Origin of the sequence: Luteimonas changyuni (genome assembly GCF_039548395.1) — a bacterium.
In the GTDB taxonomy this organism is placed as follows: domain Bacteria; phylum Pseudomonadota; class Gammaproteobacteria; order Xanthomonadales; family Xanthomonadaceae; genus Luteimonas.
On sequence record NZ_JBCLUZ010000001.1, the window covers coordinates 1 to 13,969 of the forward strand.

17 protein-coding genes and 1 tRNA gene are annotated in these 13,969 nt (G+C 69.0%); 5 read left to right on the forward strand and 13 right to left on the reverse strand.

Going from position 1 to position 13,969, the window contains the following annotated elements:
- Positions 1-228 precede the first annotated feature (228 nt).
- From WCD84_RS00005 to rocF, 3 genes are all read right to left on the reverse strand, one after another.
- Positions 229-429: a CsbD family protein gene (locus WCD84_RS00005; protein ID WP_343254896.1), complete on the reverse strand. Its 201-nt coding sequence runs from the start codon at positions 427-429 to the stop codon at positions 229-231.
- Between the two features lie 139 nt (positions 430-568).
- Positions 569-724 (reverse strand): entericidin A/B family lipoprotein, encoded by a 156-nt coding sequence (locus WCD84_RS00010; protein WP_343254897.1) that lies wholly within the window; start codon positions 722-724, stop codon positions 569-571.
- 136 nt (positions 725-860) lie between these two features.
- Positions 861-1,784: an arginase gene (gene rocF, locus WCD84_RS00015; protein WP_343254898.1), complete on the reverse strand. Its 924-nt coding sequence runs from the start codon at positions 1,782-1,784 to the stop codon at positions 861-863.
- A gap of 141 nt (positions 1,785-1,925) precedes the next feature.
- Between rocF and WCD84_RS00020 the strand changes: the two genes are divergently transcribed.
- Positions 1,926-2,468, forward strand: a complete 543-nt coding sequence (locus WCD84_RS00020; RefSeq protein WP_343254899.1) for a hypothetical protein — start codon at positions 1,926-1,928, stop codon at positions 2,466-2,468.
- A gap of 43 nt (positions 2,469-2,511) precedes the next feature.
- On the opposite strand, the gene WCD84_RS00025 is transcribed toward WCD84_RS00020, so the two are convergent.
- The 4 genes from WCD84_RS00025 to WCD84_RS00040 all read right to left on the reverse strand — a co-directional run bounded on the left by WCD84_RS00025 (position 2,512) and on the right by WCD84_RS00040 (position 5,233).
- Positions 2,512-2,587, reverse strand: a tRNA-Thr gene (locus tag WCD84_RS00025).
- Between the two features lie 28 nt (positions 2,588-2,615).
- Entirely contained in the window at positions 2,616-3,449 is an 834-nt protein-coding gene (locus WCD84_RS00030; RefSeq protein ID WP_343279998.1) for an SPOR domain-containing protein, read from the reverse strand.
- A gap of 9 nt (positions 3,450-3,458) precedes the next feature.
- A complete protein-coding gene (locus tag WCD84_RS00035) occupies positions 3,459-4,196 on the reverse strand; it encodes a type III pantothenate kinase (protein WP_343279999.1) in 738 nt (245 codons plus the stop codon).
- On the reverse strand, positions 4,193-5,233 hold the full coding sequence (locus WCD84_RS00040; protein WP_343254902.1) for a biotin--[acetyl-CoA-carboxylase] ligase: 1,041 nt from the start codon (positions 5,231-5,233) through the stop codon (positions 4,193-4,195). Before WCD84_RS00040 ends, WCD84_RS00035 begins: the two co-directional genes overlap by 4 nt.
- A gap of 110 nt (positions 5,234-5,343) precedes the next feature.
- Here WCD84_RS00040 and WCD84_RS14330 point away from each other — a divergent pair, with 110 nt between their 5' ends.
- Together WCD84_RS14330 and WCD84_RS00045 are read left to right on the forward strand one after the other, a co-directional pair.
- Positions 5,344-5,604: a hypothetical protein gene (locus WCD84_RS14330; RefSeq protein ID WP_449280031.1), complete on the forward strand. Its 261-nt coding sequence runs from the start codon at positions 5,344-5,346 to the stop codon at positions 5,602-5,604.
- Positions 5,605-5,611: 7 nt separating this feature from the next.
- Positions 5,612-6,361 carry a M90 family metallopeptidase gene (locus WCD84_RS00045; RefSeq protein ID WP_449280032.1) on the forward strand — a complete coding sequence of 250 codons (750 nt, stop codon included), beginning with the start codon at positions 5,612-5,614 and terminating at the stop codon, positions 6,359-6,361.
- Between the two features lie 3 nt (positions 6,362-6,364).
- On the opposite strand, the gene WCD84_RS00050 is transcribed toward WCD84_RS00045, so the two are convergent.
- The 5 genes from WCD84_RS00050 to dusA all read right to left on the reverse strand — a co-directional run bounded on the left by WCD84_RS00050 (position 6,365) and on the right by dusA (position 11,111).
- Positions 6,365-7,759, reverse strand: coding sequence for an ATP-binding protein (locus WCD84_RS00050; protein ID WP_343254903.1), 1,395 nt, complete (start codon positions 7,757-7,759; stop codon positions 6,365-6,367).
- Positions 7,760-7,831: 72 nt separating this feature from the next.
- Complete coding sequence (locus WCD84_RS00055) at positions 7,832-8,518, reverse strand: response regulator transcription factor (protein WP_343254904.1); 687 nt, start codon at positions 8,516-8,518, stop codon at positions 7,832-7,834.
- Positions 8,519-8,585: 67 nt separating this feature from the next.
- Positions 8,586-8,951 carry a hypothetical protein gene (locus WCD84_RS00060; protein WP_343254905.1) on the reverse strand — a complete coding sequence of 122 codons (366 nt, stop codon included), beginning with the start codon at positions 8,949-8,951 and terminating at the stop codon, positions 8,586-8,588.
- Between the two features lie 162 nt (positions 8,952-9,113).
- Entirely contained in the window at positions 9,114-10,025 is a 912-nt protein-coding gene (locus WCD84_RS00065; RefSeq protein WP_343280000.1) for an arginine deiminase-related protein, read from the reverse strand.
- Positions 10,026-10,067: 42 nt separating this feature from the next.
- Complete coding sequence (gene dusA, locus WCD84_RS00070; protein WP_343280001.1) at positions 10,068-11,111, reverse strand: tRNA dihydrouridine(20/20a) synthase DusA; 1,044 nt, start codon at positions 11,109-11,111, stop codon at positions 10,068-10,070.
- Positions 11,112-11,535: 424 nt separating this feature from the next.
- On the opposite strand from dusA, the gene WCD84_RS00075 reads away from it, so the two are divergent.
- On the forward strand, positions 11,536-11,829 hold the full coding sequence (locus WCD84_RS00075) for a helix-turn-helix domain-containing protein (RefSeq protein WP_298579651.1): 294 nt from the start codon (positions 11,536-11,538) through the stop codon (positions 11,827-11,829).
- Positions 11,830-11,861: 32 nt separating this feature from the next.
- On the forward strand, positions 11,862-12,431 hold the full coding sequence (locus tag WCD84_RS00080) for a hypothetical protein (RefSeq protein ID WP_194036917.1): 570 nt from the start codon (positions 11,862-11,864) through the stop codon (positions 12,429-12,431).
- Between the two features lie 116 nt (positions 12,432-12,547).
- Here WCD84_RS00080 and WCD84_RS00085 read toward each other — a convergent pair whose 3' ends face one another.
- On the reverse strand, positions 12,548-13,798 hold the full coding sequence (locus tag WCD84_RS00085; protein ID WP_343254908.1) for a hypothetical protein: 1,251 nt from the start codon (positions 13,796-13,798) through the stop codon (positions 12,548-12,550).
- Positions 13,799-13,969 lie beyond the last annotated feature (171 nt).

A 13,969-nucleotide genomic window follows, 5' to 3' on the forward strand; every position in this document is an offset into this window, starting at 1 on the left:
GGAGGCAGGGGGGATGCCCAGAGCCGGCCATGGATGGCCGGCGGCCGGAACTGGGAGCAGGATGCGCATATTCCGGCTGGGCATCCCCCCTGCCTCCACGGCGGGCAGCACGCACCCTCCCGGAGCAATCACCCGCAAGCCGCAAGCTCCAAGCTCCACGCAATCGGGAGAAGAACCAAAAAAAACGGGCCGGCGAACCGGCCCGTCCGATGCTGCTCACCTCTCCGGTCAGCCGAGGCCCTTCTCGAAGTCGCGGACCTCGCGCTCGGCGCGGTCACGCTCCCAGCCGTACTGCTCCTGCAGCTTGCCGGCCAGGTATTCGCCGTTGCCTTCGGCGACATCGAACACATCGTCGGTGAGATCACCCCACCGCGCCTGCGCCTGGCCCTTGATCTGGGTCCACTTGCCGGAAATGATGTCCTTGTTCATATGCGTCACCTCGTTGATGGGGGAAAGGTCACCGCGCTTGCGGTGGATCCGGGTCCATCATGCGGGCCTCGACATGTCGGCACGGTCAAGGTTTCGTTGGCCGGCCTTCACCTCGATGACTGCCGATTCAGCGGGACCTTCAGCGGGGATCGGTGGCGCCGGTGTCATCGGCCGCGTCCTCGACCTGCTCGCCGACCTTCTGCACGTCCTTGCCGGCACCGGCAACGGTATTGCAGGCCGAAAGCATGCCCGCGGAAAACAGCGAGACGAAAATGAGGATTGCGATGCGCTTCATGGGAACTCTCCGTTGATGGACGATCGACGGGGCGGCGGTGCCCCGTTGCCGCCATCAGACGCAGGTGCGGGTGAAATCCGCGTTGAGGCCGCTACCTGGCGCCCCAGCATGGTCGCTTCGCATTCATCCACAGCGCTCAGTCGCGCATCAGCGTGGACTTGCCGAACAGGCTTTCCACCAGGTCCACCGCCAGGCGCGCGGTGCGGTTGCGGACGTCCAGCGCCGGGTTCACCTCGACCACGTCAAGCGAATCGGCACCGCCTGCGTCGGCAATCATTTCCATCATCAGCTGCGCCTCGCGGTAGTCCAGGCCACCCGGCACGCGGGTGCCGGTGCCGGGCGCGATGGTGGGATCAAGCACGTCGACGTCGAAGCTGACGTGGAGATGGGTATCGTCGCCCATGCCCGCAAGCGCCTCCTCCATCACCTGTTTCATGCCCACCTCGTCGATGTAGCGCATGTCGTAGATGTCCAGGCCGTGCTCGCGGACCAGGCGCTTCTCTTCGAGGTCGACCGAGCGGATGCCGATCTGGCGCACGTCGGCCGGGGAGATCATCGGCCCCTGCCCGCCAAGATTGACGAGGGCGTCAGGGCCGAGTCCGCAGAGACAGGCGACGGGCATGCCGTGCACGTTGCCGGACGGCGTGATCGCCGACGTGTTGAAGTCGGCATGGGCGTCGAGCCACAGCACGCGCAGCCGCTTTCCCTGCGCACGGCAGTGGCGTGCGACGGCGGTGATCGAGCCCATCGCCAGGCAATGATCGCCGCCCAGCATCACCGGCATCCGCCCGGCCGCCAGTTCGGCGCCCGACATCTCCATTACCGCCCGGTTCCAGGCCACGACTTCGTCAAGGTGGCGATAGCCGTCGACCGGCTTCTGCCAGGGGTTGCGCGGTCCCACGACATCGCCCCGATCGACGACGTCAACCCCGCGCGCGGCCAGCGCCTCGACCAGCCCCGCCACGCGCAGCGTCTCGGGCCCCATGGACGCCCCACGTCCTCCCGCGCCGACGTCGGTGGGGACGCCGAATATGGATACGGGCTGCAGTTTCAAGGACATGGGTGCCTCCAGCGGGCGGAACGGGACCTTGCATGATCCTGCAGCAAAGGTGACAGGTCCAGAATGTGCCCTGTGGCACACTCGTCCATGCCTGGTCGGGACCGGGCAACCCATGTACCAGATCAAGGAAAAGATAACGACATGAAAGCCATCGCTCCCACGCTCATCGGCTGCCTGCTCACCGCAGCCATGATCCCGGCCGCGAATGCCGCGGTCGAAAACCTCCAGATCCAGAGCAACGCCACCGGTCTGTGCCAGAGCGCACTGCCGGCCTGGGACGCCAACCTGCGCAAGCGTCCGCTGGGCATGGTCAACGAAGGCGAATCAGCCACCTTCGTGACCTGCTCGTTCACCACGGTCATCGACCAGGGCGGCGGCGGCGGCGTCACACAGGACTCTGTCATCCGCTATTTCGGCATGTTCCTGACGAGCAGCCTCGCTGAGCCGCAGACGCTGAGCTGCACCGGCGTGATCGGCTACCCGGGGTCGCCCGACCTCCAGTATGTGGCGCTGTCGGTCGATGTCTCGTCCGAGACCCCGGACAGCAATTATCTGTACTTCTATCCGACCGATGCCGATCCGGAGCAGGCGACTTTCCACCAACTGGCATCGCTGAGCTGCCGGCTTCCCCCAGGCACCGGCATCGGCGACACCTACGTCGGCATCCGCCTCGACGACGCGTAGTCGTCGCATCGGGCTGAAATCCACGATGCATGGGCGTGCATCGTGGTGCCGGCAGTCCGAATCGAACGGACGACCTACCGCTTACAAGGCGGTTGCTCTACCAGCTGAGCTATGCCGGCACGATGCGCCCGGTGGGGCGCGCGCATTCTAGCGCGCGACGCCCGCTGCGACGACGGGCGCACAGTCGATGTCGTGCAGCTGCGGTGCCTTGGCAACAAGCCGGGCCGCTGCGGCATCAAAGCCGGGACCGGCGGCGACGTCCAGCCAGTGGCTGACGCTGGCGTCGCCCAGGGGCTGTGCCGACGCCGGGAAGCCCGCGGCCCGCAGCGCGGCCTCGCGGCGGCGGGCGGCCGGTTCGCTGGCGTACCGACCGAGTGCAATCCCGTTGGCGTTGGTGCCGGAGGGGACGACCAGCAGGTCGTCGAAGCCGGCCTCCCTGATCTTCAGGGCCAGTGCGTTCGCCGTGTCGCGGTCGGATTGCGATGCCATCGCAACGCTCCAGCCCCGCGGCGCCTCGACCACGTCGCGCACGCGGGTCCGCGCAGCGCCGAGCGGCTGCAGCGCCGCCCGTGCCGCCGCGACCGGTGCGGCATCGGCATAGGGGCCGAAGCTCATGCAGCGAAGCGCCGGGGATACGGGCGGAGACAGGGGACCGGCATCGGCCGGCGATTGCGCGGGTTCCGGTGATGCGTCCGGTCCGCCGTCCCGGCCGTCGTCCTGCACCGCGTCCGGGGCCCCGGCCAGCGCGGACTGCCCCGCTTCGCCACGCGGCTCGATTCCCGCGGCTGCAGGCCCGTCGCCGCGCGCTGGATCCGCGGCCCGTGGCCGTGCCGGTGCCGGCTCGCCCAGGAGCACGAGCCGCGGCACGGCATCAGGCTGGACCCACGGCGCCGGTGCCGACGGCCCCGGGCGCAGCAGCCACCAGGTGGCGACGCCGAAGTTGAGCATGACCAGCAGGACCAGCAGCGCGCGCAGTGACATGCGCGGATTCTAGCCCGTACCCGCCGGCTGCCGCGCCAGGCGCGCCAGGCCGTCGACGACCAGCGACGGCGCAAGCAGCGCGCCCGGCACGTGCGACAGCAGGTCACCGGCGCCACCGCCGTGCAGGAGCACGCCAACCGGCATGCCGGCGCGCGCACCGGCCTCGCGCCGGCTGCGCTCCAGCAGCCCGAGCGCTGCACCCAGGCAGCCTGCCGCAAGCGCATCGGCAGTGTCGGTGGCGAAGGCCATGGCGTCACCGCCGGATGCCGGAAGCTGCGGCGCGCGCGCATGCAGGGCTTCGCGCATCAGCGTCGGCGAGGGCGCGATGCTGCCGCCGTGGTGCTGTCCGTCGGCGGCCAGCAGGTCGACGGTAAGCGCGGTACCGACCCCGACCACCAGCACCCAGCCCGGCGCCCTGGCGCGGGCGCCCACCAGCGCCAGGGCGCGGTCCACACCAAGCCGCGCAGGTTCGGCGTAGCCGATCCGCACGCCGGCCATCTCGCGCTCCACGCGCACTTCGACAACGCGCGCGGCGCGCGGCACCAGCACCTGCAGCAGTGACGCCCGCAGCGCCGCCGGACCCACGCTGGCCACCCATGCGACGTCGATCCTGGATGGCAGCAGCGACGACCATGCGGAATCGAGTTCCTGACCGTGGCCGAAGGCCGCCACCGGTCCGGCGCCATCCGGATCCAGCGGCGCGAGCTTGAGCCTGGTGTTGCCCAGGTCGAACAGCCAGTCGCTCACGGGGTCGCCAGCCGCGTGCGCAGGCCGGCTTCGCCGGCATGGAAATGACGTTCGCTGCCGCCGACGTCCACGCGAAGCGCGCCGTCGGCCGCAAGCCCCAGCGCACGCCCTGCATGCAGGCCGCTGCCCACGCGCAGTTCGATGTCGCGCCCGGCCAGCGCATCCAGCGCCGCGTGTCGCGGCAGGAACGGCGCCAGGCCTTCGCGGTCGAACTGCTCCAGCGCCGGTACCAGGTGCGCAATCAGGGTGGCCGCAAGGGCGCTGCGCGAAGGCCGGCCAGGGTGGGCAAGGATCGCAAGGTCGCACCAGGGCTGGTCGATCGCGGCCGCCGCCGCAGCGGGCATGCCCACGTTGAGCCCCAGGCCGAGCACCGCCCGCACCGGTCCGGCGTGCTCGCCGCCGCCTTCCACCAGGAGGCCACCGAGTTTGCGCAGGGCAGCGCCAGCCGGATCGACGACCACCAGGTCGTTGGGCCACTTCAGACGCACCATGCCGTATCCAGCCGCGTGCAGCGCCTCGGCGCTGGCAACGCCGGCTACAAGGCCCAGTCCGCCAAGCCGCGCGAGCCCACCGGCAAACGCGCGCGCCAGCGACAGGTAGAGGTTTGCCGCCAGCGGCGAGGTCCAGTCGCGGCCAAGCCGGCCGCGCCCGCCAAGCTGCCGCTCCGCCAGCAGCACGGCCACGCCCCGGTCGGGCGTGCGCCGGCGCATGAGTTCGCTGTTGGTGGAATCGATGGTCCAGACGACTTCCGGTCCCTGCACCCCTGCGCGCGTGCCTGCCGGCAACGCGGCGGCGATTGTTTGCGCATCCAGCAGTTCCAATGGCGCATCCAGCGCATAGCCATGGCCGCGACGCGCGCTGATCGCGATGCCCGCCGCGCGCAGTGCCTCGACCCGTTTCCACACGGCGGCCCGGGTCAGGCCGCATTCGCGGGCAAGGTCGCCACCGGGGACCGGCCCGCTGGCCAGGCGCAGCAGCAGCGCTTTTTCGACGGCGTCGGTTTCACTCGGCGCGGTGGCAGGGGCATGGGCGGACATCCCCGGATTATCACACCTGACCGCCCGGGCTCCCCCACGCCCGCGTGCGCGTACGCGTACGCGGGCGTTGTATGATCACGGCGATACCGGTCACCGAACAGGCACCCGCCATGTCCGTCCGCGCCATCCTTGCCATCTCCCTGCTGTCCCTGACCTTCCAGGCCGGGGCCCGTGAAGCGCGCATGGCCGGGGCCGGGGGCGACGGCTCGGGCTGCAGCGCCGACTACCCGGCCAGCGGCGCCCCGGATGTCGATCCCGCGCGTGCAAGCAGGCGTCCCGAGGCTGAAAAGCCGGTCACCCCCCGCGGCGCCGACCCCGACGCGGCGCGGCCGCCGCGCTGGCACAGCTTCCTGCCGGGGATGTTCCGCTAGGCATGGCGTGATCAGGCGCCTGTTCCGGCGCCCGCCCGCCGACATCGACCGGCGCAGCTGGCAGGACGTGCGCGAACGCGTGCCGTGGGTGGCCGCGCTGGACGACTCCCGCAGCGAACGCCTCCGCGCCCTGGCGGCACGCTTCCTGCACGAGAAGACCATCACCCCGCTCGGCGGACTGGAGCTCGACCAGGTCGCCCGCACGATGTTGGCCGCGCTGTCCTGCCTGCCGCTGATGGAGTTCGGTGCCGAAGGCCTGCACGGCTGGTCGCAGCTGCTGGTCTACCCCGACGCGTTCCGGGTCGACCGCAGCCACGTCGATGCCGCCGGGGTGATGCACGAAGGCGAGGACGAACTGGCGGGCGAGGCCTGGGAGTACGGCCCGCTGGTGCTCTCGTGGGCCGACATCCTGGCCGACCTCGACAATCCGCGCGACGGCTGCTGCGTGGCGGTGCACGAGATGGTGCACAAACTCGACGCGCTCGACGGTCTGCTCGACGGCACCCCGCCGCTGCCGCGCGCCTGGCAGCGCGAATGGGCGCGGGACTTCCAGCAGGCGTACGACGCGTTCGCGGCACGCGTGGATCGTGGCCTGCACACCGCGCTCGATCCCTACGCCGCCGAGGCGCCGGAGGAGTTCTTCGCGGTCTGCAGCGAGTACCACTTCAGCAATCCGGCGCTGCTCGAACGCGAGCAGCCGGTCGTGGCGACGCACCTGCGCAAGCTGTACGGTCCCTCGCCGTTCGCCGCCGGCTGAGCGCTACAGCCCGGGCGGCAGCCGCACCAGGAAGCGCGCGCCGCCAAGCTCCGGAGACGCCGTGACCTCGAGCTCGCCGCGATAGCCACGAACGATGTCCTGCACGATCGACAGCCCGATGCCGTGGCCCTGCACGCGCTCGTCGCCGCGCACGCCACGCTGCAGCACGTGCGCGATGCGTTCGGCCGGGATGCCCGGGCCGTCGTCGTCGACCGCCAGGATCAGGCCAGGGCGTCGCCGCGGCGCGCAGGCACCGACCTCGACGGTCAGCAGCACCCGGGACTTCGACCACTTGAACGCGTTTTCCAGCAGGTTGCCGAGCAGCTCCTGAAGGTCGCCGGATTCACCGTGGAAGCGGGCCGCGGGGTCGATCTCGAACTCGCACACGGTGCCCTTGCCGGCGTAGATCTTCTCCAGCCCGCGCACGATCTCCTCGGCGCAGGGCTCGACTTCAACCGGCGCGGCGAACAGCGCGTGGCCGGCCGAGGCCGCGCGGCCGAGCTGGTAGCCCACCAGCTCGTTCATCCGCCGAACCTGGGTTGCCACCTCGCCGCGAAGCTCGTCTTCGCTGGCATCGCTGTCCAGGCGCGTGCGCAGCACCGCCAGCGGCGTCTTCAGGCTGTGCGCAAGGTCGGCCATGGTGTTGCGCTGGTGCTCGAGGTTCTGGCGTTCGCTTTCGACCAGCGCGTTGATGCTCTCGGTGAGCGGTTCGAGCTCGCGCGGATGCAGTTCGCTCATGCGGTTGGCCTGGCCCAGCTGTACGCGCTTGAGCTCGGCTTCCACGCGCCGCAGCGGCAGCAGGCTCCAGCGCAGCACCAGCGCCTGCAGCAGCAGCAGGACCAGGCCGGCGATGCCGAGGTAGCCCCAAAGCGCTGCGCGGAACACCCGCACCTGCTGCGGCAGGGTGCCTGCGTCTTCCATGATGTAGATGGTGTACGGAAACTCGGCTTCGGCGCGCTGCTCCATGTCCCAGATGAAGCCCTTGCCGTAGCGCAGTACCTCGCGCGGGCTGCCGTCGGCACCGGTCATCGGCAGTGGGCCCTCGAACTTCTCGACCCCGCCCTCGAGCAGCTCCGCATCCGGCAGCTGCGGGCCACGCGTCGATTCCGAGCCCCAGTTGCCCTGCGGCAGCACCACCTCCGCATACAGGCCGCTGTCGGGCCTCTCGAAGCGCGGGTCGGCCTGGGTGTAGGGCGGGATCAGGTTGCCGCCGCGGTCGAACTCGATGTCGCGGGCATAGGACGTCGCATAGTTGCGCAGCCGGTCGCGCTGCAGCTGGCCGGCGACGTCGACGAAGGCGCGGTCGAGCGCATAGCCCGCGGCGGCCAGGAAGGCGAGCAGGCCGAGGCTTGCGGCCAGCAGCTGGCGCGCCTGCAGCGAACGCGGGCGCCAGGCCAATCTACGATCCTTGCGCGCCTGCGCCACGCCGCCTCCCCTGCACGCCGGGCGCGCAGCGCGCGCCCGCCGGGCTCAGCCTTCGTTGCTGCGCGGAATCGCGAAGCGGTAGCCGCGGCCGCGCACGGTTTCGATCGGCTTCAGCGTACCGTCCGGGTCGAGCTTCTTGCGCAGGCGCCCGATGAAGACCTCGAGCACGTTGGAGTCGCGGTCGAAGTCCTGCTGGTAGATGTGCTCGGTGAGGTCGGCCTTCGAGACCAGCTCGCCGGCGTGCATCATCAGGTACTCGAGCACCTTGTATTCGTAGCTGGTCAGGTCGACGTTGCTGCCGTTGACGCTGACCGTCTGCGCGGCCAGGTCCAGCACCACCGCGCCGCACTCCAGCGTCGGCTTGCTCCAGCCCGCGGCGCGGCGCACCAGTGCATTGATGCGCGCCAGCAGCTCCTCGACGTGGAAGGGCTTGACCAGGTAGTCGTCGGCACCCTGCTTGAGGCCGTCGACCTTGTCCTGCCAGCTCGAGCGCGCGGTCAGGATCAGCACCGGGAACTGCTTGCCCTCGTCGCGCAGGGCCTTGATCAGCTCCATGCCCGACATCTTCGGCAGGCCGAGGTCGATGATGCCGACGTCGAACGGGACTTCGCGCCCCATGTAGAGGCCCTCTTCGCCGTCCTGCGCGGCATCCACGGCATAGCCCTCGCGCTTCAGGCGCGCGGCCAGGGTCTCCCGCAGGGGAGCTTCGTCTTCGACCAGAAGGATGCGCATCGGTTTCTCCGGTATGTCCCGGCGCCGGTGTGTCGTCGCGGGAAGAGTTGCAGGTTAGGGTGCGAATTCAGTCGTCGTCGCGACGTGTAGGCGCAGGCCGCGGCGGGCGGCGCGGACGGGCGGATGGATCGTCCATGTAGACCCGGACCCGTCCGCCGTCATCCACCACCTTCACCCGGTTCAGGCTGCGGCCGTCGAACGAAACCGGCTCGGCGCTCAGCACCTGGCCACCGGTGCGCGCACGGACCCGGCGGACCGAATCGGCCAGCGAGTCCGGGCGGCGACCCGGCGCCGGCCGGCCGGACTGCTCAGCGGCGCGCGGTGGCGCAGCGCGGTCGCGCGCCTGTCGACGGCCGTCATCGGCATGCGCCGCGCCAGCCAGCATGAATGCGGCAGCCAGGCACAGCGTCGGCGACAGGTAACGAGCGGTCATGGAAACCATTTCCCAGAGAATACAGAAAGTTATGCACGCCCACAGCGCGCGGCGGCGGGAGCGTTCAGGTGATTCTCGGAGCCGGGCGGTGAATTGCCACTTAACTTTTCCGGCGGGCGGCGGGCCCCGTTCATATCGGGCCTTTTGCAATCCGCCCGCGACTCAGTAGATCTCCGCCACGCAGCAGCGCAGCGAGCCCCCGGCGACCTCGATCGCATCCAGTGGAACCGCGCGAACCTCGAAGCCCGCGTCCGCCAGCGCGCCGCGGCTGGCCGGGTCCAGCGCATCGCAGGCCCGCCGGCTCATCCACACCACGTCATCCGACAGGCTGATGGCATTGCCCGCGAAAGCCGCCTGCCCGGCCGGGGGAAGCAGGATGGCGTGCGGCGCATACAGCGTGGCGATGGCGTCCACCACGGCGCGATCGGCGAATCCCGCAGGGCAGATCATTGCCGCGCGCCCGGCCAGCACCGCGAGCACGACGTTGGTGTGGTATTCGCCGGGCGCGAGCTCGAACAGCAGCGTGGCGCGCAGGCCCAGGGCCTCGTGCACCAGGCGCGCGCCCTCTTCGTCGCAGCGCTCGGACAACCCGCACAGCCCGAGTCCGCGGGCGCGGTCGATGACCATCGCGCCGGTCAGTTCGCCGGGATGCGGCTGCGTGGACAGGTCGCGCACCGCGTAGCCGAGGACATCGCGAAAAAATCCGCGGATGTCGGCACGGCCCGCCTCGCGCCGTCGCACCGCGTGGCGCATGCGGCCCACCACCAGCGCACCGGGCACGGTGGCGAAGACATTGTTGGGGAACAGCGCATCCGGGGTTTCGGGGTCGCCCGGGAAGCACAGCGTTGGCAGCGTGGACGACAGCGCGCGCTGCAGCTCGCGGTGCTGCGCCGAGGCGCGCGCCGCGTCGAAGCCATCGGCGGCGGCCATGTAGCGATTGTCGGTGGCGGACTCGGCGGCATGGCCGAAGCCGTCGGGCGCGACCAGGAAGGCGGCGCGCGCGGTGGCCGGACCGAAGTCCGGGGCGCAGTCGCGGGCGAAGGCGAGGAAGCGGGCGGTGTCGCGGGTCAGCATGGACGTGCTCTCGGGAGTCGGGGCGGGGCGCGCAGCGGGGTTTCAGGCCCCGGGCCGGCCATCGTCGGCAGTGACCGCGATCGCCTCCTCCACCAGCGACCAGTCGGCGCCGGGTCGGTGCGCACCCTCGCTCAGCACCTGGCGGAAGGCGCGGCCGCCGCGCTGGCCGTGGAACAGGCCGAGCAGGTGGCGGGTGATGTGCTTGAGCTGCGCCCCACGTACAAGCTGCGCCTCGACGTAGGGCCGCATCGAACGCAGCACATCGGCCCGCGTTGAAAGCGCGCCGCCATACCAGGCGACGTCCAGCCGGTGCAGCAGCCACGGATCGTGATACGCGGCGCGGCCGAGCATGGCGCCGTCCACGTGCTCGAGATGGGAGGTCGCTTCGCCTTCGTCGGCAATGCCGCCGTTGACGATGATGGTCAGCTCCGGCCGCTCGCGCTTGAGCGCGTAGGCCCAGTCGTAGCGCAGCGGCGGCACCTCGCGGTTCTCTTTCGGCGACAGGCCCTTCAGCCAGGCATTGCGGGCATGGACCACGAAGCTGCGGCAGCCGGCGCCGGCCACGGTGTCGATGAAGGCGAGAAAGCGCGCGTAGTCGTGGTCGTCATCCACGCCCAGCCGGCACTTCACGGTCACCGGCACGTCGCAGGCGGCGATCATCGCGGCCACGCCGTCGGCGACCAGCGCCGGCTCGCGCATCAGGCAGGCGCCGAAGCGCCCGGCCTGGACCCGGTCGGACGGGCAGCCGCAGTTGAGATTGACCTCGTCGAAGCCGTGTTCGGCAGCGATGCGCGCGGCCTGCGCCAGCAGCGCCGGCTCGCTGCCGCCGAGCTGCAGCGCGACGGGATGTTCGACCGGGTCCATTGCCAGGAGCTTCGCCCGGTCGCCGTGGATCACGGCGTTGGCGTGCACCATCTCCGAGTACAGTCGCGCATGCGGCGCCAGCAGGCGGTGGAAGACGCGGCAATGGCTGTCGGTCCAGTCCATCATCGGCGCAACCGAAAGACGCACGGATGCGTCATACCGCGACTTCTCGCGCAAATCCAATGACTTGCCAGCGATTTCGCGTTCCTCAGTAGCGCTCATGATCGGTCGATTTCGGCAGTTTTCGGGTTGTCGTTGCTAGGCCGGATGCTGAGAAAACGGCCATGTAGCGTCGGCCCGCACGGAAGCATCGTCAGTGCGCGCCGCGAAGATGGATCGTTAGGTTACACGGCCCAAATCCGCATCCACCGGTAAAGCAGGTGGATGCACTCCGAATCAGCGACGTTCGACCGCAGCAGTTGACAACCGAATGGATGCGTCGCCGGGAAGCAGACTCCGACCAGCAGCATGCGTGCGGACCACCGCTCGGCAAAGGGACGACAGCGACGCCTACCGCCTCGTCTACATGCCCCGATTGGCCGATGCGGTCCATGTTCTCCACGCGCTCCAGAAGAAGGTACAGGCCACGTTGAAAACGGGACATCAAGTCGGAAAAAGCAGTGCTTTACCCTCGAGCAAGGTGACCATGAGCAAGACCACGGCCAGGACCGACCGATTCGACAGCGCCTGGGATGCGCTTGCAGACTCCACTGAGGACGCGGCCAATCTGAAGATGCGCGCCGACCTCATGCGGAAAATCGCCGCGCTCATCCATGACAAGAGCTGGACGCAGGCAGTGGCTGCCGAACAGTGCGGCATCAGTCAGCCGCGCCTCAATGACCTGTTGCGGGGGCGCATTGGCCGCTTCTCGCTCGACACACTGGCGAGCATCGCGGCAATCCTGGGCCAGCGGGTCCATGTGGAACTGGAAGCGGCATAGCTCTTTGCCCGGAAGCCAACGGAGGATGCAGGATGAAATCGCACACGCCGGCACGCCGCATTTGCAGTCAAGTTTTTCTCGTACTTGTAGCGCTGGGAAGCGCGGCTTGTAGCGCGCGGTCGGATCGTCTTACCGATACCGGCATTTCCGCAGAGGAAGTGGCGTCCAGCGCCCAAACCGCGGACATTGTCGCAAACGCGATTCTGGAAGACGTTCGTTACGAGAATTATCCAGACACGATGGATGGGACCATGGTGTGGAGAGTCACACGTTGCCATGCGGGGACTTGTGTTGCGGGAGAGCAGCTGAAGACCCGTTTTAGCGGTCCGTTCTCCACGAGCGGAGAGTTCTGCGATTTGCGAAACGGATGTCTGAAGCGCAAGTCGCTGGAGAGCTACCGGGGTGAAATCTTCTTGGTCACCTTGACGCGCGCACCGTATTTGCATCAGGTGGCAGCGAGGCAAGGAACTCCACAAGAGGGCTATCTCAGCCTCAACCGCGGTTACTACCTCATTAGCCAAGGCGCGCTTTATCACAACGACAAACACAGATTGATCGATGCACGCTATGAGGAAGTCAGGAGCCTGCTAACAGGAGAATGATGCAAGGCCCTCCGCCAGCGACGATGATCTTCACCGGCCAAGAAGAGTCCTTGGCTAGCTGTTTTCCAGGGGAAGATGAGCCGGGTTGCCTCCTGTCCCCGGACGGTGCCCCGATCTCACAGATAGTCTGGCGGGACGCCGCAGTGTTCGCTCTCTGACCGGGAGAAGCGCGCGTCCGAGCCGGCATCATCAATAAGCGCCCAGCACCGTTTGAGCGCATCCCAGGCCTGCTTCCGCGTCATTCCGCGATCGTGCGCGAGGTTGTCGATCACCCAGGGCCGCACGCGGGAATGATGCGCGCTCGATGGCGTCCCGACGCTCACGATCGTCCCTTCGCCGCATGCGGAGCGAAGCGCCTGCACCCCGGCGTCTCGCTCATCGACGCCGCGCGGCCCAGCCCAGGTCATACGTTCCCCGATACGCGGAAGCGGCTGGTCGGTGTCCGGCGCCTGCAGGGCCAGGTAGCCCACGTCGTCGCGCACCAGCGCGATGTCGCGGTCGAAGATCACCAGCGCTTCCTCCCCGCCCCCCTCCTGCGCGGCGAGGCGAAAGCAGCCGTCGCGCAAAATGACACGTCCGGAGTGCAGCGCAAGCGTGGTCACCGCAGGCACCCGGTCGTGCCTGGGCACGAGGTGCACCAGCGCTGCAAGCGCGGGATCGAGCGCATCCGCGTTCGGCGGCGGAGTGAAGACCAGCTCGACCTGCGCAGGCAACCGCCAGCCCTCGGCACGGGCGATCGACCGGAATGCCGCCTCGTCGACCTGCAGGTCGAACCGCACCACGCCGTCGAACTCGTACACGTTCCCGACGCCCAGCCGGTGCGGAGCAAAGCGTGCGTTCCATTCATCGGCCAACGGCTGCAGCTCCGCGGCGGGGTGACCGCCGTCGATCGCGGCGAAGCGCGGATCGTCCGTGTAACGGGCCAGCGTGGCGACCGCATCGGTCTGGAACTGGAACGCGAAGCGCGGCGCCGGATCGCGGATGACGCGAACCCCGATGTAGTTCCGCCCTTCCTGTGCCTGCAGTTCTCGCGCCAGCGCCATGGCGGCCTGGCGTGCGTCCTCGGGAGGATTGGCGTGCAGTTCCATTGCCATTGCCGTGGCGGTGTTCATTCGCTCCCGGTCCGATGGCGGCGGCGCATCCGCATACGGCACCGGCGGCGCCTTCAGAACGGTGGCGAAGCCAGAGGCCTCGATCGTGGGCCGGACAGGCCACCGCTCTCCCTCTCGGTCTGAAATGCGGGCGCATGAGGTAGCGGCCAGCATGGCAAACAGGATCAGCGGGATTGCGCACGCAAAAAACGGCAAGGTCGAAGGCTGCCTGCGGCTTGGGTAGTGTTGGGGGCCGAATTCGTTCACGTCAGGCATGTCAGGGGACGCCGGAGGGAGAGCGTGCAGCATGGCAGAGTGGGGTTTGTTGTGGTGTCTGCAGTCGGCGGATGCAGGAAGGCCATCGAAGCGCGACGGTCAGCGTCGATCCTCGACCGCAAATCAATGGTGGGAGCTAAACGCGGCAGCGGCACTGCCTCGCGCAGGCCG

Excerpts from the sequence above, each read along its gene's own strand:
- WCD84_RS00005 (WP_343254896.1), bottom strand. The coding sequence starts at position 429 with ATGAACAAGGACATCATTTCCGGCAAGTGGACCCAGATCAAGGGCCAG.
- WCD84_RS00010 (WP_343254897.1), bottom strand. The coding sequence starts at position 724 with ATGAAGCGCATCGCAATCCTCATTTTCGTCTCGCTGTTTTCCGCGGGC.
- rocF (WP_343254898.1), bottom strand. The coding sequence starts at position 1,784 with ATGTCCTTGAAACTGCAGCCCGTATCCATATTCGGCGTCCCCACCGAC.
- WCD84_RS00020 (WP_343254899.1), top strand. The coding sequence starts at position 1,926 with ATGAAAGCCATCGCTCCCACGCTCATCGGCTGCCTGCTCACCGCAGCC.
- WCD84_RS00030 (WP_343279998.1), bottom strand. The coding sequence starts at position 3,449 with ATGTCACTGCGCGCGCTGCTGGTCCTGCTGGTCATGCTCAACTTCGGC.
- WCD84_RS00040 (WP_343254902.1), bottom strand. The coding sequence starts at position 5,233 with ATGTCCGCCCATGCCCCTGCCACCGCGCCGAGTGAAACCGACGCCGTC.
- WCD84_RS14330 (WP_449280031.1), top strand. The coding sequence starts at position 5,344 with ATGTCCGTCCGCGCCATCCTTGCCATCTCCCTGCTGTCCCTGACCTTC.
- WCD84_RS00055 (WP_343254904.1), bottom strand. The coding sequence starts at position 8,518 with ATGCGCATCCTTCTGGTCGAAGACGAAGCTCCCCTGCGGGAGACCCTG.
- WCD84_RS00060 (WP_343254905.1), bottom strand. The coding sequence starts at position 8,951 with ATGACCGCTCGTTACCTGTCGCCGACGCTGTGCCTGGCTGCCGCATTC.
- WCD84_RS00065 (WP_343280000.1), bottom strand. The coding sequence starts at position 10,025 with ATGCTGACCCGCGACACCGCCCGCTTCCTCGCCTTCGCCCGCGACTGC.
- dusA (WP_343280001.1), bottom strand. The coding sequence starts at position 11,111 with ATGAGCGCTACTGAGGAACGCGAAATCGCTGGCAAGTCATTGGATTTG.
- WCD84_RS00075 (WP_298579651.1), top strand. The coding sequence starts at position 11,536 with ATGAGCAAGACCACGGCCAGGACCGACCGATTCGACAGCGCCTGGGAT.
- WCD84_RS00080 (WP_194036917.1), top strand. The coding sequence starts at position 11,862 with ATGAAATCGCACACGCCGGCACGCCGCATTTGCAGTCAAGTTTTTCTC.
- WCD84_RS00085 (WP_343254908.1), bottom strand. The coding sequence starts at position 13,798 with ATGCCTGACGTGAACGAATTCGGCCCCCAACACTACCCAAGCCGCAGG.